We start from the raw sequence: 22,663 nt of genomic DNA, 5'->3' as shown, positions 1-22,663 counted from the left end.
CGGGAGTTTTTCTATGTGATGCATTGTTTCAAGATGCTTCCACGTCTGGCATAAATGGCGCGGCCACCTCTTCCGGAACGCGCATGACCCGGCCGCTGGCCAGATCAATCATCGCCCAGCCGGTTTGTGCGCTGAGGATTTCTTTTCCCGCTGCATTGGTAAAGCTGTAATAGCGCGTGAAGCGGGCTCCGCGCGGGCCTTCACGGATTTCGGTGGTGCCCTGCGCGCTTTCGCCCAGCTTGATATTGCCGCGATAGTCGATCTCATGCCGGGTAACGACCCAGGCATATTTGTCCTGATGTTCAAGCGGTGCAATCGCTTTCCAATGGGCCGTGGACAGATCTTCCATCCATTGCACCCAAACGGCATTGTTCACATGGCCATTCACATCAATATGCTGCGGCTCTGCGGTAAAACTAAGCGTGTAGCTATTGCTCAATCAGTCACTCCCAATTGCCACAGGATAAAGGCGAATTCCTCAGCGGTTTCGTGAAGCGATTCAAACCGGCCCGATTTGCCGCCATGGCCTGCGCCCATATTGGTTTTGTAGATCAATTCATTGCTGTCAGTTTTCAATTCACGCAATTTGGCGACCCATTTGGCAGGCTCCCAATAGGTCACGCGCGGATCGTTGAGTCCAGCGGTTACCATCAGCGGTGGATAGTCCTGTGCTTTCACATTGTCATAGGGGCTGTAGCTTCGAATCAGCTCAAAGGCCGCCCGGTCTTCGATCGGGTTGCCCCATTCAGGCCATTCGCCCGGTGTCAGCGGGAGCGAGGCATCAAGCATTGTCGCCAGCACATCGACAAAAGGCACATGGGCAACGCAGGCCCCGAACAGCTGCGGATCGGAATTGACCACCGCGCCCATCAATTCACCACCAGCAGAGCCACCGGAAATGCTGATCTTGCCGGCTTGCGTGTAGCCACGCTCAATCAAACCCTTGGCTACGTCAACGAAATCGGTGAAGGCATTGGTGCGGCTTTCCAGCTTCCCGGCCTTATACCAAGCCCGGCCCAAATCATCGCCGCCGCGAATATGGGCGATGGCATAGGCAAAGCCGCGATCCACCAGGCTGAGGCGGGTGGTTGAAAAGCCCGGCGGAATAGAAATGCCATAAGCGCCATAGCCATAAAGATGCAGCGGTCCTGTGCCCACACGGTCTTTGCGATACATCACGCTCACCGGAATGGCCGTGCCATCGCGCGCAGTTATTTCCAGCCGCTCGGTCGCATAAAGATCGCGATCATAGCCGGATGGAATTTCCTGCACTTTCAGAACTTCAAGCCGGCCATCTTCGACATGATAATTGAATGTCGTCGCCGGGCTGATCATGCTCTCATAAGAGACGCGCAAAACGCTCATATCCCATTCGGGATTATCGCCCAGGCTGGCCGCATAACTCTCTTCTGGAAATTCGATTTCCTTGACCGCTTTAGGGTCATCATAGGTTCTGATCTGTATCTTATCGAGGCCGTTCTGGCGCCCTTCTGTCACGTAGAACTGTTTGAAAACATCAAAGCCGGTGAGGTAGAATTCGTCCGATCCTTCGATCAGAGTGGTCCAGTTTTCCGGCTCTGACAGGGGCGCTGTGGCAAGGCGGAAATTCTCATGCGTGTCATTCGTATGGATGAACAGCGTATCGTCACGCAGTTCCACATCATACTCAACTCCAGCATTTCTGGGCTTTACAAGGATAGGTTCGGCCAGCGGGTCGGCAGCGGGCAGCAAGCGCACTTCGCTCGTTTCATGATCACCTGTGCCGATAATCAGCCATTCTTCATTGGCGGATAGAGAGGAAGATACGCGGAAACCTTCGTCATCCTCGTGATACAGTTCAATATCATCGGAAAGGGGCTTCCCAAGCCAATGGAGCCGCGCATTATCCGTGCGCCATTGCTCATTGGCCAGTGAATAAACAATGCCCGTATCGCCCGCTACCCAGATAAGGGATGATAGGGTGCCGGGGATTTCATCAGGGAGCATCGCGCCTGTTTCGAGATTCTTGATCCGCGCGGTAAACCGCTCAGACCCATTATCGTCCACCGCATAGGCCAGAAGCTTGGCGTTCGAACTGACGGCAATCGCGCCGAGCCGGAAATACTCACAACCCTCAGCCAGAGCCACTTCATCAAGGATCAACTGGTCTGCACTGCCATCGTCAGCAGCACCCACCGGGCGGCGCCACCATTTTTTATATTCCGCACCTTCTTCATATTCGACCCAGTAAAGATAATCGCCATCCTTCTGCGGCACGGATTTATCGGCTTCCTTGATCCGCCCACGCATTTCCTTGAACAGATTATCTATGCGCGGCTGATGCGGCGCCATGCGGTTTTCAAACCAGGAATTTTCCTGTTCCAGATGCGCAAGAATCGCCTTGTCGGATACCTCCGGATAGTTTGAATCACGAAGCCAGGCGTAGGAATCCTCTAAGGTAATTCCATGATGCGTGACACGGGAAGGTTTCTTCGCCGCTATCGGCGGGTGAGCGGGCGCGGTGCCGGTGGAATTGGTCATGGTAAGCATCTATGTATGACGGGAAAGGACCGCAATATGTTGATGCAAACCCATGAAGCCCGTCTTGATGCCCTGCGCAAAGAATTGAAGCGCCGCGAGCTCGACGGATTCGTTGTTCCGATCTCCGATGAATATATGAGCGAATATGTCGGAGCTTACGCCCAGAGGCTGCTCTGGCTCACCGGATTTGAAGGCTCTGCCGGTTCTGCTGCTTTGCTGGCAGATAAGGCCGCGATCTTTGTAGATGGCCGCTATACCGGGCAGGTCCGTGCGCAAGTTGATGGAAAGCTGTGGGAATATAAATCCGTTCCGGCTGATAGTATGGCTGAATGGATTGGCCAGAATGCCGCCAAGGGCGCAAAAATTGCCTATGATCCATGGCTCCACACCCGCGGCTGGGCGCAGGCTGCGGCCAGAACGCTGGCAGAATATGGCGTGGAACTGGTTGAAGCGCAGGGCAATCCGCTGGATGTTGTGTGGGAAGATCAGCCGGCACCCTCAGATGCACCTGCCTTCCTGCAGGATGAATCGCTGGCTGGCCAGTCGAGTGCCGAAAAGCGCGCGGCCATTGCTGAATGGCTAAAAGCCAAGAATTACGATGCAACCGTGATTTCGGCGCTCGATTCCGTGGCATGGTTGCTCAATATTCGCGGCAGCGATGTTTCGCACACGCCCGTGGCGCTGTCCTACATTGTCGCCAATGCGGATGGCACGGTGGACTGGTTTATTGCGCCGGACAAGGTGCCTGATGATGTAGTCCATAAACTTGGCAACGCCGTGCGCATCCGCCCACGCGATTCTTTTGAAACTGCTCTCAAGTCTGACTATTCCGGCAAATTGATCGCTGTTGATCCTGATCGAACAGTAGCGGCAGTATTTCAGGCGCTGGAAGCAGGTGGCGCGCAGACGGTCAAGGCGATGGACCCCGCAGTTCTGCCAAAAGCGATCAAGAATGATGTCGAAATGGCTGGACAGCGCGCATCGCAAAAACGCGATGGGGCAGCCGTTTCGCGCTTTTTGCATTGGCTTTCAGTAGAAGCGCCCAAGGGCAATGTGGACGAACTTTCCGCAGCGGCGAAGTTGCATGATTGCCGCAAGGCTTGCGGCGATTTGCGTGATCTGTCCTTTGATACGATTTCAGGCTCTGGCCCGAATGGTGCCAATCCGCATTACCGTGTGAATGAAGAAACCAATCGCCAGCTTGAGCCGAACAGCGTCTATCTGGTCGATTCGGGCGGCCAATATCCTGATGGCACCACTGATATCACCCGTACCGTGTGGGTTGGTCCTGGCGAACCTCCAGCAGAAGTGAAAGACCGTTTTACCCGCGTGCTGAAGGGGCATATTGCGCTGGATCGGCAAGTCTTTCCGGCTGGGACGAATGGTGGGCAACTTGATACCTTGGCACGGCAATTCCTGTGGATGGCAGGCGTCGATTACGGCCATGGCACAGGCCACGGCGTCGGCAGTTTCCTTGCTGTACATGAAGGCCCTCAGCGGATCGGTAAATCTGGTGGCGGTCAGGCCGGAACCGATCAGGTATTGTTTGAAGGCATGATCCTGTCCAACGAACCGGGCTATTACAAACCGGGTGCTTTCGGCATTCGGATTGAAAACCTTATCAGGATCGAACAGCGGCAGATTGACGGGATGGAAGGCACATATTTCGGGTTTGAAACCCTGACCTTTGTGCCGATCGACAAGACACTGGTCGATCGTGCTTTGCTGACAGCAGAAGAGCTGGAATGGTGGAACAATTACCACAGCAAGGTCCGTAACCTTCTGGCACCCGAGCTTGAAGGCGATGCCTTGGCGTGGCTGGAAGAGGCTTGCCAACCGCTGTGATTGATGAAGCCGCCTCTCCCAAAACATTGCCGAACCACCCGATCCATCTTGGGTTAGATGGCAATGCCGTGCCTTTGCCTGCAATCGATAGTGAGCGCTGGTATGATGAGTACCTCGCGCGCTTTGCAGGTGATGGCACACAGGGGCGGCTTATTTCTCAATTCAGCTTTTCGGAGAATTGGGAAAGCTGGGAAATGCACCCTCACGGTGACGAGATTGTTCTATGCATTGCTGGGACAATGGTTCTGCATCAGCAAAGCGAAACCGGTGAAACCGCTACCGTTACGCTCAAGAGTGGGGATTATGCGATCAATCCAGCGGGATGGTGGCATACCGCCGATGCGACCACACAAGTTACAGCGATTTTTATCACCACAGCTTACGGGACTATCCACCGGGCCAGAGAAGCATCTTAACCTTGTGAATTACTGCCATTATTGCGGATAGGTGAACGCTCATTGGCTTCTGCGACACTTTGCGACACTTTTGGCTCTAACCGGCAAATCTATGCGACAAGAGGGTTCTAGAAAGCATCTTGTGAGTGACGGGGTTAACGGTTTTCCTCCCCCTTCTACCGGGCCCCGTCATTCTCCAATTTATTGGAGTTTTGAAGATGCGTAAATTAATAATCTCTCTTGCCGCTGCAGCCGTTGCAATCGCTGGCGGCTCCACTCTGGCCTATGCCCAGCCTAAGATGGGTGGCGATTTCACCCGTTCGCAGGCACAGGAACGTGCCACCAAAATGTTTGAACGCATGGATGTGAACAGTGATGGCGTGATCGATGCCGCAGACCGTGAAGCGCGTATGAAGCAACGCTTTGACAAGATGGATACGGACAAGAACGGCTCCATCAGTTTTGCTGAATTTTCCGCTCGCCCTGAATGGAAGGGCAAGCGTGGCCATCATCGGATGGGGCGTGGCGGCCATGGCCCGATGGGGATGATGGCTGATACGGATAAGGACGGCAAGATCACCAGGGCTGAATTTCAGGCCCATGCTCTTGCCAAGTTCGATGCAATGGATACCGATAAGAACGGGACAGTAACTGCCGCAGAACGTAAAGCCGACCGCGATGCGATGCGTGCCAAATTCAGTCAGCAGCGCGAAGCACGAGCCAACATCAAGTAAGAAAGATCGGGCCATTCATGACTGACGCAGCATCTATTCACGTGTTGCTTGTTGATGACGAGCCCGATTTGCGGGAGCCTCTGGCGGAATATCTTGTTCGCCAGGGGTTTCGTGTGAGCGAAGCGGGCGATGCTTCAAAAGCACGCAGTCTGCTTGTTTTGGAAATGCCTGACATTGCCTTGGTGGATATTATGATGCCGGGAGAAGATGGTCTTTCCCTGTGCCGCCATCTTAGTGAAGCCAAAGGAATGCCGGTCATTCTGCTGACGGCCAAAGGCGAAGCGATGGATCGAATCATCGGCTTGGAAATCGGCGCCGATGACTATGTGGTGAAACCTTTTGAACCGCGCGAACTGGTCGCACGTATCCGTTCTGTTTTGCGACGCGCGCATAAGCCTCCTGCAGAAGTCGAAGAAGATGCGCTCTATACGTTCGAGGGGTGGACACTCGACCCCTTGAAGCATCGTTTGACGGATCAGGAAGGCACTGTGGTGACGATCTCATCCGCTGAATTTCGTTTACTCAAAGCCTTTCTGGATCACCCACGGCAGGTTTTGGACCGGGACCGTTTGCTCGACATGGTGCAGGGCCGGGAAGCCCATCTGTTTGATCGCGCAGTTGATAATCAGGTCAGTCGATTACGGCGTAAGATTGAAGCAGATGGCCGTGATCCCAAACTTATCCAAACGGTGTGGGGCGGTGGGTATAGGCTGGCGGCTGACGTTAAACGCATCGCTGCCCCTTCATTATAATGAGCTTATTGCGCCCTAAGAGCCTGTTCGGGCAGGTGCTTCAGGCAGTGGCACTGGCGTTGCTGGTCGCCCAAGGGCTGTCGGCTGTCCTACTATATCGTGCGCAGCAGCAGCGGCTTGAAGCCTTGCTGGTGAACTCGGTGGCTTTTCGGCTGGGTACTATGATGGAAGATCCCCGGCGAGATCATCGTCAAAGCCGTCACCGCGGCCAGCTGGCTGTGGAACGGCAGGTGGAATTTCCGATCCGAAAAGGCGAGATTCGCGATACAAAGAGGGAAAACGCGCTCAGGCAAATCCTGTCCGATCACGGTATCGATAATGTCGAAATCGTTGCCACTGAACGCCTTCCCACCGATGACCCTTTCACCTTGAAGCAGATAGCCAAAAGGGCACAGCTGACCCGGCGGGGTGACGAATGGGTGCATAACCCGATATTGGTTGCGGCGATCAAGCAGCCGGGTTGGGACATTTGGGAAGTGGTACGGGCACCCATGCCGCGCCCTCAATTGCAAGCCATTGGGGGCCTTGTTGCCAATACGGTCGTGCTCTTCGTGGTGCTGATCGGCGGGCTGGCTATAGTTCTTCGGCGGATCACCAGGCCTTTGGCGGGTTTAACGCATCGGGTTGAAGCATTTGCAGAGACACGAGCGCTGGAAGGCCAGCTTGTACCACAAGGCCCAGATGACATGCGTCGCTTGATTTTGGCGCATAATCTGATGGAAGGACGCATCGCAGCCCTGCTTAACGAGAAGGACGTGATGCTTGGCGCGATTGGCCACGATCTGAAAACACCTTTGGCATCGTTGCGCGTCAGGATTGAATCCGTAGAAAATTCTAAAGAACGCGGCCGGATGGCGGCGACGATTGAAGATATTACCCACTCGCTGGATGATATTCTGTCACTGGCACGAGTCGGCAAGCCAACCGACCCTTTGGAGAAAACGGAACTGGGTGCGCTCACGGCTTCAGTGGTTGAGGAATTTGAGGATATGGGTGAGCCTGTCATCCTAGGTGAATGTGCCCGTATATCGCTTCCGATACGAGCCACCTGGCTGCGCCGTGCTTTGCGGAACCTGATCAGCAATGCCATTCGCTATGGAAAGGCGGCTGAGATTTCTTTGCACCGCGAAGGCAGTGATGCTGTAATTCATATTACGGACAAGGGGCCGGGTATTCCTGACGCTGAAATGGCATCCATGCTGGAGCCTTTCCGACGTGGAGATCCGTCCCGCAATCGGGAGACCGGGGGTGCCGGGCTGGGTCTGACACTGGCCAAAGCTATTGCTGAGCAACATGGTGGGCAGTTGAATCTGTCCAACCGTATAGGTCCCACTGGTGATACTATCGGACTACTCGCCGAACTGCGACTGCCGACGAACGGTTGATGAGGATCGATAAACACCGTCGCCAATTAAACCGAGTGCTGTTAGGTAATTGCATCCGAAACCTTTACCCGGAGCAATTCTTCATGCGTTTTGCCTTTCCCGCGCTGGCTGCTGCACTTTTAACCGGTAGCGCTGCTATTCTCACACCTGCACCGGTTTTTGCGCAAAATACAGCCTCTGAAGCTCCGCTTCCTGACAGTGTTCCAAGTGATTTGCCGCGCGTTGCACGGCCTTCGCATTATACAATTGCGATCCGCCCAGAGGCTGACAACCTCAACTTTTCGGGTAGGTCGAGTATCGATCTTGAAGTGTTCGACAATGTCGATGCGCTGACGCTGAATGCCGCTGATCTTGATATCACTGAAGCGAGCCTTGTGCCGGTTGGTGGTGGAGCTGCCATTCCTCTGACGGTGACGCTTGACCCGGCCAAGCAAACAGCGAGCTTCAAAGCCTCCAAAGCTATTGCCAAGGGCAAATATCGCCTCGATACGCTCTACACTGGAATCATCAACACGCAGGCCAATGGCCTTTTTGCGCTGGATTATCCTGACAAGCAGACCGGCAAAGACGTGCGCGGGTTGTTCACTCAGTTTGAAGCGCCCGATGCACGCCGCTTTGCGCCGATGTTTGATGAGCCGAGTTATAAGGCTACTTTCGACCTGTCTGCCATCGTGCCGTCGGATCAGATGGCCGTCAGCAACATGCCGGTGAAAAGTCAAACAGATTTGGGAGACGGCACCAAGCAGGTGGTTTTTGAAACCACGCCTAAAATGTCCACCTATCTGCTGTTCTTCGGCCTTGGTGATTTCGAGCGTTTGGCCAAGCCTACTCCGAGCGGTACGGAAGTGGGGATTGTCGCTCCCAAGGGAAGCGGTGAGCAATCGCGCTATGCGCTTGATTCGCTGGCCCCGCTTGTGGGATATTACAACGATTATTTCGGGGTGAAATTTCCGCTTCCCAAGCTCGATAATATTGCCGGGCCGGGTCAGTCACAATTCTTTGGCGCGATGGAAAACTGGGGCGCCGTTTTCACCTTTGAACGCATTTTGCTGAATGATCCTGCGATCACCAGCCCTGCTGTTCGCCAGCAAATCTATGTGACCCAGGCGCATGAAGTGGCGCACCAGTGGTTCGGTGATCTCGTCACCATGGCGTGGTGGGATGATTTGTGGCTCAATGAAGGCTTCGCCAGCTGGATGGAAACCAAGGCGACCGACCATTTCCATCCTGAATGGGATGCGCTGCTTGGCCGGGTGAATGGACGTGAATACGCGATGAGCCTCGACGGGTTTCAAACCACCCATCCCGTCGTTCAGAAGATTCGGACGGTGGAAGAAACCAATCAGGCCTTTGATGCCATCACCTATCAAAAGGGTGAAGCCGTCATTGCAATGCTGGAAGCCTATGCTGGCCCAGATGTGTGGCGTGATGGCATCCGCACTTACATGAAGGCCCATGCTTACGGGAACACGCAGAGCAATGACCTCTGGAGTGCAGTCGAAAAAGCGGGGGCCCCGGGCCTGACAGAGATCGCCAATGAATTCACCCGCCAGCCGGGGATTCCGCTCGTCGAAGTCTCGGGAACCTGTGCTAATGGGTCTACGCAGCTTTCGCTCAAGCAAAGTGAATTCAGCCGGGACCGCAAGGATGAAGCGTCAGCCAATCCGCAGAGCTGGAAAGTGCCACTGCTGATCTCTATCGGTAGCAATAAAGCCACCCGGCATGTGCTTGACGGCACTGCCTCACTCACATTGCCTGGCTGTGGTCCGGTGATCGTGAATGGCGGGCAGTTGGGGTATTTCCGCACGCTCTATACGCCGGAGATGTTGAAGCAGCTTGCGACAAACCTGTCACAAGCCCAGCCGATCGATCAGATGGGCCTGGTGGACGACAATCTGGCGTTGGCGCAGGCAGGTTACCAGAATTATGCCGCCGCGCTTGATTTGCTGTCGGCAATTCCGGTGAATGCGAATCCAGTTGTTGCAGAAAATACGGTTGAATCATGGGGTGGCATTTCCACACTATTGGATGGTCAGCCAGAACAGAAAAAGCTCAACAAGCTGATAGAAAGCACATGGTTGCCCAGGCTTGAGCAACTCGGTTTCGATCCGAAAGATGATGATCAACTGATCGATTCTAATTTGCGGGCGGCTCTTATTACGACGCTTGGCAATCTCGGTGATGAGACTGTTGTTGCCAATGTTCGTCAGCGCTTTGCCCAGTTGAAACAAGATCCGCACGCACTGGATGGTCCTCTCAAGACTACTTTGTTGAGTGTGGCTGCGCGTAATGCGACACCTGAAGATTGGGACATGTTGTCTGAAATGGCAGCAGCATCAACATCGGCTGTTGAGCGTGCGACTTATTACCGCCTGCTGGGCGCGGTAAAGGATGAAGCACTGGCGAAGAAGGCACTGGCACTGGCTTTGACGGACCAACCCGGCAAAACCACAAGCGCCTCGATAATCTCCAGCGTAGGCCGCAATTATCCTGAACTTGCCTTCGATTTCGTGATGGACAATCAGGCTCGCGTCGATGAACTGGTCGATAATTCAGCCCGTTCGCGCTTCATTACTCGCCTTGTCTCAGGGGCCACCGACCCAGCGGTTCTGGAAAAGCTCAAAGCCTATGCTGGGACGTTGGATAGCGACGAGCGCAAGCCAGTCGATCAGACGATTGCAAGCTTGCAGCAACGGCTTGAAAGCCGCCCTCGTTTGCAGTCGGAACTCAAAGAATGGCTGTCCGGTAAGTAAGCTGTTCCTTATCTGATAAAAAGCCCCGCAGGAGAGATTCTGCGGGGCTTTTCATTGGTCGCGGCAGTTTTGCCCAGGGGCTTAACGCATCAGACCACCGATAAGGTTGCGGGCAAAGCGACCAAGGCCGGGAAATCCTATTGCCTTGCTGATTTCGTCACCCACCGTTGCGGCAGCGGCGCTGGATGCGCGGGCTGCTGGATTGGAGCGCGATGTGCGGCCTTGCAGTTTGCTGGCCAGGATCGTCCCGGCGCTGGCGGCGGCTGCACTGGCGGCTGCTTTTGCCATCTTTCCGCCAAGGCCACCCCACAGGCTTGGGCTGCGCCTCTCTCGCTTGCGGACTTCGCTTTCACCCTTTTCAGCGACCTCTTTTGCGGTGGCTGCTGCGTCAGCTGCTTTGGCTAACAGCACTTCCTCAGCGCTTTCGCGATCAACCCGCTCATCATATTTTCCCTGAACCGGAGAGATTGAGCGCAGGATGGCTCGCTCCTTTTGGTTCACAGGCCCAAGGCGCGAGCGGGGCGGCTTAATCAATGTCTGTTGCACAATCGATGGTGCGCCATCTTCAAGTAATGTGGACACCAATGCTTCGCCTACTCGCAATTGGGTGATCGCTGTCGCGACGTCGAGATCGGGATTGATACGAAAGGTGTCAGCCGCCGCCCGGATTGCTTTCTGATCGCGCGGTGTGAAAGCGCGCAGAGCATGTTGTACGCGGTTGCCCAACTGCCCGGCCACTTCTTCAGGTATATCGATGGGGTTCTGAGTGACGAAATAGACACCCACACCCTTGGACCGGATCAACCGAACAACCTGCTCGATCTTGTCCATCAGGGCTTTTGGAGCATCGTCAAACAGCAAATGGGCTTCATCAAAGAAGAAGACCAGTTTCGGCTTTTCCGGGTCTCCTACCTCAGGCAGTGTTTCAAACAATTCAGCGAGAAGCCAGAGCAGGAATGTGGCGTAGAGTTTCGGGCTGCGCATCAGCTGATCGGCGGCCAGTACATTGATATAGCCGCGTCCTTGCTCATCACATTGAATGAAGTCTGTGATTTCGAGCGCGGGTTCGCCGAAAAATTGTGCGCCGCCCTGACTGTCTAATGTCAGCAACTGACGCTGAATGGCTCCGACACTGGCGCGCGACACATTGCCAAAGCGTGCACTTAACATTTTGGCATTGTCTGCTGTGTAGGACAGCATTGCCTGCAAATCATCGAGGTCAAGCAGCAGCAACCCTTCTTCATCAGCAAAGCGGAAAACGATATTTAGCACGCCTTCCTGCGTTTCGTTGAGATCGAGGAGGCGGGCCAGCAGGAGCGGCCCCATTTCTGAGATGGTGGTGCGGATCGGGTGGCCTTGCTCCCCAAACAGATCCCAGAAGATGGCCGGATTATCGCTATAGCTATAGTCGCTCATGCCAAGTTTCGCGGCCCGCTCCTCCAGACTGGCAGCGTGCTTGAAGGTGGGCGAACCCGCCAGTGCGATTCCCGATAGGTCGCCTTTAACATCAGAGAGGAACACCGGAACGCCTGCCGCTGAAAAACTCTCAGCGAGCCCTTGCAGGCTAACGGTTTTTCCCGTCCCTGTGGCTCCAGCGATCAAACCATGCCGATTGGCTCGCGATAGTTCGAGAATCTGCCGCTCACCATTGCTTCCAAGGCCGATAAAAATATGCGTCATATGTTGTTCACCGCCACAGTCTGATCATTCGTCAGGTCTGGCGCAGCGATTGGTTGCAGGTCAAGCAATAGACTTGCGCGCATTTGTCATTATTGCGGACAGAATGGCGGCACAAAAACCTTTCATTCTGCTCGACGATGCTGGCGGTCATGTCGGATCGAAAGCGCAATTCCTCGAATCCCCGCGCGAAATTTTCATTGCCCGTAGAGCCCAGGACGTTGCTGAATGTCTTCGGCGAGCGGATGAAGCCCGCCAATCCAGTGGCGGAATACTGGCAGGCTATGTCTCCTATGAGGCGGGTCTTGCACTGGAATCTCGCCTGAGGCCGTTGGCAGACCTTCGCTGCGGTGGGGATGGGCCTTTGGTATGGCTTGGCCTGTTTGACGGTTGCGAGGAAATTCCCTCGGTTGATGTCATTGAATGGTTGGCCGAGCGATGCGGTGGAGCGGCAGCAGAGATAGGCCCGTTGGAGCCGCAAATCTCGGCAGGAGAGTATCTCTCGGCCTTTGCTGAAGTCCAGGACGCGATTCGTGCTGGCGACATTTATCAGGCGAACCTGACTTTCCCGCTGGCCGGCGCAGCGAGAGGGGACCCGCTGGCGATATATGCTGCAATACGTCCTGCATCCAATGCCGGACATGGTGGTGTCATCTTTGATGGTTCGCAGTGGCTTTTGAGCTTCAGCCCGGAACTTTTTGTCGCCCTTGAAGGCGAGCAGGTCACGGCCATGCCGATGAAGGGTACACGTCCGCGTAGCGATGATCCTGAGCAGGACAAGGCATTGGCGCTGGAACTGGCGGGATCGGTAAAAGACAAAGCTGAAAACCTGATGATCGTTGACCTTATGCGCAATGATCTGTCCCGCGTGGCCGTGCCTGGATCAGTCATGGTGGACGCACCTTTTGCGATTGAGTCCTATCCCACGGTGCATCAGATGGTTTCTACCGTTCGCGCCACCTTGCCGCAGGGAACGGGGGCGATGGATCTGGTGCTTGCACTCTTCCCTTGTGGTTCGATCACAGGTGCGCCGAAGATTCGGGCGATGGAGCTGATCGATGCTGTAGAAGCAGCCCCGCGCGGGGCCTATTGCGGGGCAATTGGCATGATTAATCAAGATGGCAATGCCAGCTTTAACGTGGCCATCCGTACTCTTCAAATCACGCCGGGTGAGAACAATCGCCATAAAGCAAAACTTGGCGTGGGCGGTGCAGTGGTGGCTGATAGTGATGGGTTGGCAGAATGGCGCGAATGTCTGGTGAAGGGCAGCTTTCTGCGCGAGTCATCGCCTCTTTACACGGCACCTGCCTTTGATCTCATCGAAACCATGCGGTTTGATCCGGTTGAGGGGATTCCTCTCCTTGAAATGCACTTGGAGCGTATGAAAGGGAGCGCACGGGAACTGGGCTTTACTTTTGACCGTCACGAAGCCCGCAACCGTATTCAGGCATTGTGTTTTGAACTGGAAGCGCCTGCCCGCCTCCGCATGTTGCTATCACGAAGCGGTGCGGTCGCACTGCAGACTGCGCCTCTGCAAAATGGCGGAACCGAGCCAGTGACCTGTGTTGCCATGCCATTGCCGGTGGTGCCGGGAGACTGGCGTCTTCGCCATAAGACCAGTGATCGCAGTTTCTATGAAGATGCGCTGCGTATAGCGAGAGATCATGGCGCAGATGAAGCGCTGTTACTGCGTGATGATGGCTTGTTAACGGAAGGAAGCTTCACCAACATCTTTGTGGAGCGCGACGGCATCTTCTTAACACCACCTGTTGGTCTTGGCTTGCTGTCGGGTATTTTGCGCCAATCGCTGATCGAACAGGGGCGTGCGCGCGAAGCGGAATTGACGCTCGATGACCTGACAGATGGGTTTTTCATTGGCAATGCCCTGCGCGGGCTGATGTCAGCAAGGTTGAAGGCATGACGAAAGCAATTTTATCGCAAGCTCTGTCTCGCATGGAAGTGTCCGGCACCAATGCGATGACGGATAGGGCGCAAGCTTTGCGAGAGGCAGGGCGCGATATTATCTCTCTTTCAGTGGGGGAACCTGATTTCGCCACTCCTCCGCACGTGATTGAAGCGGCCAAGCAGGCTCTCGATGCTGGGCAGACCCGCTATACACCCGTCACCGGCACACAGCGCCTCAAGGAAGCAGCAGCGCTCCATTTCGAACGGGATCTCGGCATCACGACTGACCCATCGCGCATTTTGGTGAGTGCGGGTGGCAAACAGGCCATCTTTGAAGCACTGTGCGCTACGGTGAGCGCGGGTGATGAAGTGATCGTCCCCTTGCCATGGTGGGTCAGCTATCCGCAGATTATACGCTATGCGGGGGGCACAGTGGTGCCTCTGATGACGCATCCGCATCATAGCTACTGCTTTGCTCCCGGTGATTTCGAAGCACTGATTACACCGCGTACCCAGTGGCTGCTGCTGAACTCGCCCGGTAATCCAACCGGGGCTGTGTACTCTCGGGAGATGCTTCTGGGGATTGCGGATGTACTGCGCCGTCATCCGCAGGTGATGGTCATGTCCGATGATATTTATGCCCCGTTGATCTATACGGGCAAGCCGCATCATACGCTGGCATCATTATGCCCTGATCTTGCCGATCGTATTTGTACGATCTCCGGTGTTTCAAAAAGCCATGCGATGACCGGCTTTCGTATCGGCGTGGCAACTGGCCCAGATTGGTTGATAGAGGGCATGGGGCGCTTGCAGTCCAATTCCACCGGCAATCCCTCTTCGATCAGTCAGGCCGCTGCTGTGGCCGCTTTTGAAGGCCCGCAGGAATTTCTGGGCACATGGCGGGAGCGTTTCTTGGCAAGACGGGATCGGGTTGTGGCCGCGATTAATGCGATTCCGGGTCTCACAACGCCTGTGCCAGATGGCGCTTTCTACTGCTTCATTGATGCTCAGCCACTGATGGAGCGGTTCAAAACTGACGAGGCGTTGGCATTACATCTGCTGGAAAACGGCGTTGCCGTGGTCGCGGCAAGCGCCTTTGGTGGGCATAGCGGATTTCGGATTAGCTTTGCTGCAGATGATTCCGCGCTGGACGAAGCGCTCCATCGTATCGCAGGGGCTTTGGCATGAATATGATTCCTATATTGTTCGAAGACGGCGAAGCGCTGGTTATCGACAAGCCAGCGGGCCTTCCGCTTGATCGTCCGCGCGCTGGCGGCATCGCACTGGAGGACCGGCTTGATTCGCTGAAGCTCGGTTTTCAGCGTGCGCCTTCCCCGGTTCACCGGCTCGATACAGATACATCCGGTTGCCTGCTTCTCGCTCGGAACCCCAAGTCACTGAAGCGTTTCTCCAAGGCATTTGAAGATCGGCAGGTGGAAAAGCGCTACCTTGGCGTGGTCGCTGGACCGCTCAGCGAATCGGAAGGCACGATTGAACTCGCGCTTAGTAAGATCAGCAGCGCGCAAGGTGGCTGGCGGATGATCGCAGCCAAAAAGGGCAAACCTTCTGTCACCCATTGGAAAAAACTGGCGGAAGTGGATGGCCTTACTCTGGTTGAATTTCGTCCTGAAACCGGGCGAACCCACCAGATTCGGATTCACGCAGCGGCAGGCCTTGGCACGGCATTGCTCGGCGATCCTGTCTATGGCCAGAAGGACAGCCGCGCACCGCGCACCATGCTTCATGCCGCAGGCTTGACCGTGCATCGTGAAGGTAAGCCACCTATAGTGGCGGCGGCCCCCTTGCCCGAAACGTTCACCCGTCTTGGCTTCACCGATGGCTGATCTGGCTGCCCGCGCAATTGAACTGGCGGAGGAGAGCTTTATCGCCTCCTCCGGCCCTGGCGGGCAGAACGTCAATAAAGTGGCCACGGCTGTGCAGTTGCGGGTGAATATATTCGCCTTGCGCTTGCCACCGCCGGTTTTTCATCGGTTAAAGGCGCTTGCTGGAACACGTTTGAATGCCAAGGGTGAAATTGTCCTCACCGCTCGCAGTCACCGAACGCAAGAGGCGAATCGGCAGGATGCGCGCGAGCGGTTGACCGAATTGCTGGAGAAGGCAGAGGTTGAACCCAAGGCGCGCAAGAAAAGCCGGCTTAACCGTGTCGGCAAGGTAAAACGGCTCAAAGGCAAGAAGGTGAGGGGGGCAGTGAAGGCTAACCGGGGTAAGGTGGACTGGTAAGCTTTGGTCGCAACATGCCAGGCGCTTGACTTTTTCATCGATCTGTCCCAATTGCCGCCCCGGAAGGGCGGTGCGTTTGCGCCGCCTTGTTGTTTGGCCCGCCGCGGCCGCTTTCGAGAAATTTTAGGATTACGCCATGGCGAAGCCCGCAACAGTCAAGATCAAGCTTGTCTCCACCGCAGACACTGGCTTTTTCTACGTCACGAAGAAGAACCCACGCAACCAGACGGAAAAGTTCACTTTCCGTAAGTATGACCCTGTCGTGCGCAAGCACGTTGAGTTCAAGGAAGCCAAGATCAAGTAATTTTGATCGGTTTTCCTGAACCGCAGGAACTATACGGGTTCAGTGCGGGTTCAATGGCGCAATGCTTGGAACTCGCACTATGACCAAATTACACAAACAAGACCACAAGATGGCCCGTGCCTTTATGGCCGGGCTTCTCGCATGTGCCACTCCCGTTCTGGTGATGGTTGGCGCTACACCTGCAATTGCGCAATCCACGAAGGATGCTCAATTAGACAAGGCGGTTGCCGCCTTGCGCGGGATCACCACTCTCAAAGCTGATTTCACTCAGACGGATCGCTCCGGGCAGGTACTTAGCGGCAAGCTTACTCTGAAGCGGCCCGGCAAAATTCGATTCGAATATGAAGATTCGGTCAATATGCTGATCGTTTCGAATGGTAAGGCACTGACTTTGGTGGACTATGATGTTCAGCAGGTGCAGCGCTGGCCGATCAGCAATTCCCCACTTGGTGCTTTGCTAGACCCGAACCGCGATGTGAAGAAGTATGGCACTGTGCAGGAAACTGGCGATCCCAATGTGATTGCCGTGCAAGTGAAGGATGCCAAGAGGCCAGAATATGGTGTGATCACTTTGATCTTCGTCCGTGATTCGGCTGCACCGGGTGGTTTCGAGCTATCGAGTTGGGTAGCGGTCGATTCGCAAAACAAACGAACGACCGTGCGGCTGTCGAATCAGCGTTACGGAGTGGCAGTTTCTGATTCTGCCTTCACCTACAAAGATCCTCGCCGCACATCTCGTCGGCCAGGGTAAACGGTTGGTCGCAAGGCCGGTTCTGTGAATGAAAGTCTGACTTTCATTCATCCTCGGGAAAGCCAAGCGGGCCTATTCAGAATGGGCAAGGCGTCGAAGGCTGGGTTTTCCCCCCTGTTGCCCCGGCCGCGACATACGCCTTGTACAGCGTGACGAACGCTCAAGCGAAACCCTCGTCCCCATGCCCCCGGGGCGAGGGTTTTTCTTTGCTGTCCCGGCAATCGCTTGCGGGGTTTCCTTGCTCGCCCTAAAGCTCCTTCATGGTCAAGATCACGAGCTGGAATATCAATTCGGTGCGCTTGCGCATGCCGATCGTCGAACGTTTTTTGAAGGAAGAGGCACCCGATGTCCTGTGTTTGCAGGAAATCAAGACGGTGGAAGAACTCTTCCCTTTCAAGGCTTTTGAGGATCTGGGCTATACCCATCATGCCGTTCATGGCCAGAAGGGCTATCATGGCGTGGCTACTGTCAGCCGTATTCCTTTGCGTGAAGTGTCCCGCTACAATTGGCAGGATAATGGCGAAGCACGCCATGTCGGGGTTGAATTGCTCGGACCCGGCAAGGGCATGATCCTGGAAAATGTATATATTCCGGCAGGTGGCGATATTCCTGATCGCGAGCAGAATCTCAAATTTGGCCAGAAGCTCGACTTCTTCGAACGGATGACACGCTGGGCCGATGTGATTGACCGGCCAACTCTCATCGTAGGCGATTTTAACGTTGCGCCGCTTGAAAGTGATGTTTGGAACCACAAACAATTGCTCAAGGTTGTCAGCCACACGCCGATTGAAGTGGAAACGTTGCAACGGTTCAAAGATGCACATGGCTGGGTGGATATCGGCCGTGAGCACATTCTGGCACCTGAACGCTATTATAGCTGGTGGAGCTATCGATCAAAGGACTGGAAGGTCAATGACCGGGGACGCCGCCTGGATCATATGTGGGCCTCACCGGAGCTTGCTAAGCAGGCTGTGGGCCATAGCGTGAAGGAAGAGGCACGCGATTGGGAGAAACCTTCCGACCATGTGCCGATCACTACGGAGTTCGACCTCTGATTGTGAACGAGCCGTCCCCGGCACGGCGGGTTGCGCAGGCCATCGATGCTTTGCGCCATGGCTGGTCTATTGCGATTGAAGGCGCGCCAATTCTTGTGCCCGTGGAAACGGTCGCAGGGGCGGCTATTTCGGCGCCTCAGCTCCTGCTCGGTGCGAGCAGGGCGGCTACTTTAAAACTGACGAATCAAAGAGAAGCGGCGCTTGCTGAAGGGCCGGTGCTGCTGCGCGGGGCCGAGAAGTTCGACCTGGCATCCGCCCAGGCGACGGCTGATCCATCGCTTGATCTTGCCACGCCGCTTAAAGGGCCTTTCCGGGCCGAAGCACTGGAATGGCGCAGTTCTGCGACTTTCGCGTTGGAACTTGCCAGAATTGCGGGGATTCTCCCCGCTTTTCTGGTGGCCCCTGACAATGCTGGAGAACCGCAAAGTGTGGCTTTGTCCGACTTGGCAGCATGGCGGGATATCCGGCAGCTTTCCATCGCGACGAGGGCACGATTGCCCGTTGCGGCATGCGAGGATGCAGAGATTGTCGCCTTCCGTTCTACCGATGACATGCGTGAGCATGTGGCATTGATTATCGGCCAGCAGTCGAGCGATTATGTGCCATTGGTACGGTTGCATTCGGAATGTCTGACGGGAGATATTCTTGGCAGTCTGAAATGCGATTGCGGGCCGCAACTGGATGCGGCCTTGCGCTCTATGGCGCAGGAATCTGAGGAAAATGGCGGGTGGGGCGTGTTACTTTATCTTCGCCAGGAGGGACGCGGGATTGGCCTCATCAACAAGCTCAGAGCTTATAAATTGCAGGATCAGGGCTTTGATACGATGGACGCTAATAGCCGGCTGGGACTGCCCGAGGAGGCACGGGACTTCCCGGTTGCGGCCCGGATGCTGGATTTGCTCGGCGTTCCATCCATCCGTTTGATGACCAATAATCCGCAGAAAGTCGCAGTTTTACAAGCGACTGGGGTAAATGTTGTGGAGCGGGTGCCGCATCAATTGCCGAGCAATCCGCATAATAGTCATTACCTTGACACGAAGCGTAATCGTGCGGGTCACCTACTTGATTAATAAGCTGAAAAATACAGATTAGCGCAATTGGCTGTCTTTACTGCCTCGGCGGTTGAATGCTGAAGCGTTGCGTGCGTTTCGATCCAGCGAAGATTGGCACGCCACGCACGTTCTGGCACCGGGAAGAGCCTTGCGGCGGGCTTCGGGGATATCCTCCCCGCAAACTTCACATTCCAAAGTTCCTGAACGATTTGAAAAGCTTGCACGTGCGCGTTGCACCGCATCGCTGATTGTATCGTCTATCTGTTCCTGAACCGCACCGTCGCGGGCCCATCCACCTGCCATGATTTATCTCCTTGAGACAAATCAACCGGTAACGGGTACTGAAAGTTCCAGAGCGGAACCTAAAGGGCGCAGAAGGGGTTTTATCGGCGCTGAAAGCGCGTGATTCCCTGACCAAGTATATTGTCAGCAATGTCGAGCTTGTCGCCCGACCAATCCGCCACGAAAACGGTGCTCCACTCCACCCCCGGTGCCAATTTGGCATTATTGGCAATAATCTTCAGGCCAGTGGAAGGGTTTTTCTGATTCTCCGCCCCGACGGCAATCATGGCTGAGTGATTTTCTTTGTTCTTGCCCTGCACAAACCAATTGTTGCTGATCTGTCCGGTCGCGCCGGCAGGAAGGTCGATCATATAGTTGGTGGCACGGCCTTTTGAATCATCGAAACTGCAACTGGCGATCTGTATCTGCGCCGCGCGGGATTTCACGTAATGTCCGCCGCGCCCTTCTTCGAAGCGGCTGCGGGTAATGCGCAGCAAGCCATAATCGCCGACATAGACTGAATGGGCACAGCCACCGGGCCCATCACACGTACCCAGGCCTGAGAAAGTTGAGCGATCGATGACAATTTTGCCGGATGGATCACCTGCGGTCAAAATACCCTGCTGGCTGTTCTGGAACCAGCTTTCCGCCACCGTCAGGTCTCCGCCTTCAAGCCGGATTCCGGCGCCATTATAATCACGTACCTTGATATTGCGGAAAGTGAGGCCGGACACTTCGGCACTTATGCCCCGCAGCACCAGAGCGGCTTTGCCTTCGCAGGCAACGCCATCAAAAATCACCTTGCCCGGTTCTGCCGCGAGATAGCTGATCTGGCCCTTTTCCTGCACTGCGCATTCATTATAGGTGCCCGGAGCAATCGAGATGGAGCCGCTACCATCTCCGATCGCCTTGATCGCTGCCTGCAATGTGGGGAAGTTTTTCCCGGTATCTACAACAGTGAAGGGGGCACTGGCATTTTGCGCCATAGCTGCACTTGCCGGGCATATGGCCGCCAGTAGCAGCGCCATGCCGAACTTACGTTTCGCCGAAAAATGTCCTGCATTGGCGGAAATTGTCATGGTCACGGGTCTGCCTGATAGCGGTTAACAATGGATCAAGGATAAATATCCAGGCCAATCGTGCAATCAATATTGCCGGATCACTTCAAGAAAGGCAGTGCCATAGGCATCGAGCTTCTTCTGGCCCACACCGCTGATCCGGCCCATTTCTGCAAGGCTGGACGGTTGGGTAAGCGCCATTTCGCGCAGCACCGCATCATGGAAAATGACATAGGGCGGCACGCCTGAATCTTCGGCCATCCGGCGGCGCAAGGCACGCAGGGCTTCGAACAAGGGGTTGCCAATGGGGTTGGCTTCCTGCCCGCTTTTGCCGCGTACACTTTTGCTGCGGGGTGGTGGCTGGGCGATGCTGACGGGCCGTTCGCCGAGCAGAATCAGCCGTGCATCACCACTCAGCGCAAGGCCATTATGCTCGGTCTGAATCAGCGCACCGCGTGCCTTCAGGGCGCGGACGAGCGGTTGTAACATGGGCGCTTCTTCGCGGCTTACAATGCCAAAGACGCTCAATTTATCATGCCCGCGTTGGCGCACCCGGTCATCTTCCATGCCGACCAGCACTTTCTGGATATGGCCAAAACCGAAACTCTGTCCGGTACGATAGACCGCGCTGAGCAATTTGCGGGCGAGTTCCGTGGCATCCACCACTTTGGGCGGATCAATGCAATTGTCGCAATTGCCGCATTGTTCGGGTGGATCTTCATCAAAATGGCGCAGCAACACGGCGCGGCGGCAGCCAGGTGTTTCCACTAGGGCTGCCAGCGCATCAAGCCGGACCTTTTCGCCTTGTTGCCGCTCCCCTTCCACTTCTGCGAGACGCTGGCGGGCAAGGACGAAATCCTCCGCCCCCCAGAACATCATCGCCTGTGACGGGTCACCATCGCGGCCTGCACGGCCGGTTTCCTGATAATAGGCTTCGATTGATTTGGGGATGCCTGCATGGGCGACAAAGCGCACATCGGGCTTGTCGATCCCCATGCCAAAGGCGACCGTGGCGACCATCACCATATCTTCGCTTGCCACAAAGGCGGCCTGATTGGCGGCGCGTTCATCGCCCGGCAGCCCTGCGTGATAGGGCAATACGTCCCGGCCTGTGGCCGCAGCCAGCTTGAGCGCCAATTCCTCCACCTTGCGGCGGGTGGGGGCATAGACGATACCGGGGCCGGGGTGTTCTTCCATCAGCCGGGTAATCTGCTTGACCGGATTATCGCGATGGCGGATGTCATAGCGGATATTGGGCCGGTCAAATCCGGCCACGATCAAACCGTCTTCCGGAATGCCAAGCTGACCCAGAATATCGGCGCGGGTGTGCCGGTCTGCCGTGGCGGTGAGGGCGAGGCGCGGTATATCGGGGAAACTGTCGAGCAAAGGCCGCAGGCCGCGATAATCCGGGCGGAAATCATGGCCCCATTCGGACACGCAATGGGCTTCATCAATGGCGAACAGTGCCACCGGGGCGCTGGTCAAAAAGTCGAGGAACTGCGGCTGGCTGGCGCGTTCTGGCGCGACATAGAGCAGGTCCAGCTCGCCCGCGCGGAAGGTGTTCATCGTTTCACGCCAATCAGAATCGGCACTGGTCAGAGTTGCGGCGCGCACGCCATTGGCGCGGGCAGAGCGCAATTGATCATGCATCAGCGCGATCAATGGAGAGATAACGATGCAGGTTCCCTCCATCATGACGGCAGGCAATTGATAAGTCAGCGACTTGCCTGCGCCGGTGGGCATGACTGCCAAAGTGGAGCGGCCGGCCAGCACACGGTTCACCACATCTCCCTGTACACCGCGGAAATCGGGGAAACCGAAGACCCGGCGCAGAGTGTCTTTGGGATTGGGAAGCAGCGTGGTTTCATCAGCCATCCGCTGCCAGTGCCAGAAGAGTGGCGATTGGGAAACCGGGGTAAGTGAAATTCTATTTTGCAACTGCGTGGATGAGGTC

The 22,663-nt window shown here is 55.6% G+C and carries 20 protein-coding genes; 14 read left to right on the top strand and 6 right to left on the bottom strand.

The annotated features are described in order from the left end of the window. Positions 1–28: 28 nt before the first annotated feature. Positions 29–439 (bottom strand): acyl-CoA thioesterase, encoded by a 411-nt coding sequence (locus GRI39_RS09850; protein WP_160739526.1) that lies wholly within the window; start codon positions 437–439, stop codon positions 29–31. Next, positions 436–2,520 (bottom strand): S9 family peptidase, encoded by a 2,085-nt coding sequence (locus GRI39_RS09845; protein ID WP_425482334.1) that lies wholly within the window; start codon positions 2,518–2,520, stop codon positions 436–438. The genes GRI39_RS09850 and GRI39_RS09845 overlap by 4 nt, the downstream gene beginning before the upstream one ends. A 36-nt stretch (positions 2,521–2,556) precedes the next feature. On the opposite strand from GRI39_RS09845, the gene GRI39_RS09840 reads away from it, so the two are divergent. The 6 genes from GRI39_RS09840 to GRI39_RS09815 all read left to right on the top strand — a co-directional run bounded on the left by GRI39_RS09840 (position 2,557) and on the right by GRI39_RS09815 (position 10,384). Then, positions 2,557–4,365, top strand: coding sequence for an aminopeptidase P family protein (locus tag GRI39_RS09840; protein ID WP_160739524.1), 1,809 nt, complete (start codon positions 2,557–2,559; stop codon positions 4,363–4,365). Next, positions 4,335–4,781: a cupin domain-containing protein gene (locus GRI39_RS09835; protein WP_343033328.1), complete on the top strand. Its 447-nt coding sequence runs from the start codon at positions 4,335–4,337 to the stop codon at positions 4,779–4,781. Before GRI39_RS09840 ends, GRI39_RS09835 begins: the two co-directional genes overlap by 31 nt. Positions 4,782–4,978: 197 nt before the next feature. Continuing rightward, positions 4,979–5,494: an EF-hand domain-containing protein gene (locus tag GRI39_RS09830; RefSeq protein WP_160739523.1), complete on the top strand. Its 516-nt coding sequence runs from the start codon at positions 4,979–4,981 to the stop codon at positions 5,492–5,494. A gap of 17 nt (positions 5,495–5,511) precedes the next feature. Beyond that, on the top strand, positions 5,512–6,246 hold the full coding sequence (locus tag GRI39_RS09825; RefSeq protein ID WP_160739522.1) for a response regulator: 735 nt from the start codon (positions 5,512–5,514) through the stop codon (positions 6,244–6,246). Then, positions 6,246–7,631 (top strand): sensor histidine kinase, encoded by a 1,386-nt coding sequence (locus GRI39_RS09820; RefSeq protein WP_160739521.1) that lies wholly within the window; start codon positions 6,246–6,248, stop codon positions 7,629–7,631. Before GRI39_RS09825 ends, GRI39_RS09820 begins: the two co-directional genes overlap by 1 nt. 83 nt (positions 7,632–7,714) lie before the next feature. Then, complete coding sequence (locus GRI39_RS09815; protein ID WP_160739520.1) at positions 7,715–10,384, top strand: M1 family metallopeptidase; 2,670 nt, start codon at positions 7,715–7,717, stop codon at positions 10,382–10,384. Positions 10,385–10,465: 81 nt separating this feature from the next. Here GRI39_RS09815 and GRI39_RS09810 read toward each other — a convergent pair whose 3' ends face one another. Next, positions 10,466–12,064 carry a helicase HerA-like domain-containing protein gene (locus tag GRI39_RS09810; protein WP_160739519.1) on the bottom strand — a complete coding sequence of 533 codons (1,599 nt, stop codon included), beginning with the start codon at positions 12,062–12,064 and terminating at the stop codon, positions 10,466–10,468. A gap of 103 nt (positions 12,065–12,167) precedes the next feature. Between GRI39_RS09810 and pabB the strand changes: the two genes are divergently transcribed. From pabB to ribA, 8 genes are all read left to right on the top strand, one after another. Continuing rightward, the gene (pabB, locus tag GRI39_RS09805; protein WP_160739518.1) at positions 12,168–13,982 is read left to right on the top strand and encodes an aminodeoxychorismate synthase component I; all 1,815 of its coding nucleotides are present in this window, start codon (positions 12,168–12,170) and stop codon (positions 13,980–13,982) included. After that, positions 13,979–15,154, top strand: coding sequence for a pyridoxal phosphate-dependent aminotransferase (locus GRI39_RS09800; RefSeq protein ID WP_246205016.1), 1,176 nt, complete (start codon positions 13,979–13,981; stop codon positions 15,152–15,154). Before pabB ends, GRI39_RS09800 begins: the two co-directional genes overlap by 4 nt. Next, complete coding sequence (locus tag GRI39_RS09795) at positions 15,151–15,810, top strand: RluA family pseudouridine synthase (protein ID WP_160739517.1); 660 nt, start codon at positions 15,151–15,153, stop codon at positions 15,808–15,810. Before GRI39_RS09800 ends, GRI39_RS09795 begins: the two co-directional genes overlap by 4 nt. Beyond that, a complete protein-coding gene (arfB, locus tag GRI39_RS09790; RefSeq protein WP_160739516.1) occupies positions 15,803–16,207 on the top strand; it encodes an alternative ribosome rescue aminoacyl-tRNA hydrolase ArfB in 405 nt (134 codons plus the stop codon). The genes GRI39_RS09795 and arfB overlap by 8 nt, the downstream gene beginning before the upstream one ends. A 136-nt stretch (positions 16,208–16,343) precedes the next feature. After that, entirely contained in the window at positions 16,344–16,511 is a 168-nt protein-coding gene (rpmG, locus tag GRI39_RS09785) for a 50S ribosomal protein L33 (RefSeq protein WP_120323726.1), read from the top strand. Between the two features lie 79 nt (positions 16,512–16,590). Further along, entirely contained in the window at positions 16,591–17,262 is a 672-nt protein-coding gene (locus GRI39_RS09780; RefSeq protein ID WP_425482333.1) for a LolA family protein, read from the top strand. Positions 17,263–17,522: 260 nt separating this feature from the next. Further along, positions 17,523–18,317 carry an exodeoxyribonuclease III gene (xth, locus tag GRI39_RS09775; protein WP_160739515.1) on the top strand — a complete coding sequence of 265 codons (795 nt, stop codon included), beginning with the start codon at positions 17,523–17,525 and terminating at the stop codon, positions 18,315–18,317. Positions 18,318–18,319: 2 nt separating this feature from the next. Continuing rightward, positions 18,320–19,387: a GTP cyclohydrolase II gene (gene ribA / locus GRI39_RS09770; protein WP_343033327.1), complete on the top strand. Its 1,068-nt coding sequence runs from the start codon at positions 18,320–18,322 to the stop codon at positions 19,385–19,387. 18 nt (positions 19,388–19,405) lie between these two features. Here the strand turns inward: ribA and GRI39_RS09765 are convergent, their stop codons facing one another. From GRI39_RS09765 to recQ, 3 genes are all read right to left on the bottom strand, one after another. Continuing rightward, the gene (locus tag GRI39_RS09765; RefSeq protein WP_160739514.1) at positions 19,406–19,672 is read right to left on the bottom strand and encodes a DksA/TraR family C4-type zinc finger protein; all 267 of its coding nucleotides are present in this window, start codon (positions 19,670–19,672) and stop codon (positions 19,406–19,408) included. Positions 19,673–19,752: 80 nt separating this feature from the next. Beyond that, positions 19,753–20,730: a right-handed parallel beta-helix repeat-containing protein gene (locus tag GRI39_RS09760; RefSeq protein ID WP_211371559.1), complete on the bottom strand. Its 978-nt coding sequence runs from the start codon at positions 20,728–20,730 to the stop codon at positions 19,753–19,755. Between the two features lie 66 nt (positions 20,731–20,796). Continuing rightward, complete coding sequence (gene recQ / locus GRI39_RS09755) at positions 20,797–22,584, bottom strand: DNA helicase RecQ (protein ID WP_160739513.1); 1,788 nt, start codon at positions 22,582–22,584, stop codon at positions 20,797–20,799. Positions 22,585–22,663: the final 79 nt, after the last annotated feature.

The sequence above is a fragment of the Altericroceibacterium indicum genome (assembly GCF_009828105.1).
Lineage (GTDB): Bacteria > Pseudomonadota > Alphaproteobacteria > Sphingomonadales > Sphingomonadaceae > Altericroceibacterium > Altericroceibacterium indicum.
The sequence above is the reverse complement of the archived record's forward strand: the minus strand, read 5'-3'. Positions and strand labels throughout refer to the sequence as shown.